General features: G+C 71.2%; 2 protein-coding genes. Both read right to left on the reverse strand.

Annotated features, from left to right (window positions below; all coding sequences use genetic code 11):
- Positions 1-11 precede the first annotated feature (11 nt).
- Positions 12-521 (reverse strand): SRPBCC family protein, encoded by a 510-nt coding sequence (locus IY392_RS16030; RefSeq protein ID WP_194861753.1) that lies wholly within the window; start codon positions 519-521, stop codon positions 12-14.
- A 39-nt stretch (positions 522-560) separates the two neighbouring features.
- The coding region (locus IY392_RS16035; protein ID WP_194861754.1) for an SDR family oxidoreductase at positions 561-1223 on the reverse strand (663 nt) is incomplete at its 5' end.

Below are 1223 nucleotides of genomic sequence, written 5' to 3' on the forward strand. Positions count from 1 at the left end.
ACCCCCCGCGGCTACCCAGACGCGCCCGGGTACCGCTCGGCCGCCAGCGCGGACAGGCGGCGGAGGAAACGGCGGAACAGCAGGGTCATCACCGGCTGCGCCGCCGCGATCGAGAGGTTGGTCACCGCGTTGCCGTGCATCGCGAGAGTCCAGGTGAGGCGGCAGCCGCCGTCGGTGGGCTCGATGTCGTAGGCCTCCGCGAACGCGTGGATCCCTTTGGTGGAGCTGGCGTTGAAGCGGAAGGCCATCCGTCGTTCGGGCTCCCATGCCAGGAATTCCTCGTCGCCGACCAGCCCGCCCAGCATGTGCACGGTGCGGGTGGTGCCCACGCCGTAGGGGGGTTCGCTGGTCCAGACCACCTTGGTGATCACTCCCGCCCAGCGGGGCCACGCGTCGGCGTCGACGAAGATCTCGAACACCTGCCGCGGCGAGGCGGGGATCGCCACGCTGTTGGTGAAGCGGAACCTCGCGGTGTCCGTGTAGTGGACGTCCACCGGTTCACAGGGGTGCATGGTCGGCATCGCCGCTCCTCTCGTCTGGCATCAGAACCGTGTGCGGGGCTAGTGCCCGGTCGCGACCCCGCGCAGGCCGTCGGCGCCGAAGAGCGGCTCCAGCATGGGCGAGAAGTCCGGGCCGCGGCGCAGCATCTGCCCGCCGTCGACGTTGATCACCTGGCCGGTGATCCACTCCGACTCGTCGGCGAGGAGGAAGGTCGCCAGGTTGGCGACGTCGCCGACCCTGCCGACGCGGGGCAGCGGCGTGCTCACGCGGTAGTCCTCCGAGAGCGCGGGGTCGTCGAGGACCGGTGCCACCAGGTCGGTCTCGATGAGCCCCGGCCGGATGGCGTTGACCCGCACCCGGCTGGCGCCGAGCTCGTCCGCGCCCAGACGGACCAGGTGGTCCACCGCGGATTTGGTCACGCCGTAGGCGCCGAACCAGCGGTGGGTGTTGCTCGCGGCGATGGACGAGATGGCCACGAACGAGCCGCCGCCCTTCGCGACCAGGGCGCGAGCGGAGTGCTTGAGCGTGTACATCATGCCGTTGATGTTGAGGTCGACGGTCCGCTTCCAGGCCTCGGTGTCGGTCTGGGTGAGGGGTCCGATGGTCTCGCTGCCCCCGGCGCACGCCACCACGCCGTCGAGCCCGTCTCCGTGCTCGGCGGCCGCCGCGACCGCGCCGCTCACCTGGTCCTCGTCCGTGACGTCGGCGGGGTGAGCGCGCAC

The organism is Dietzia sp. SYD-A1, from assembly GCF_015356725.1.
GTDB lineage: Bacteria > Actinomycetota > Actinomycetes > Mycobacteriales > Mycobacteriaceae > Dietzia.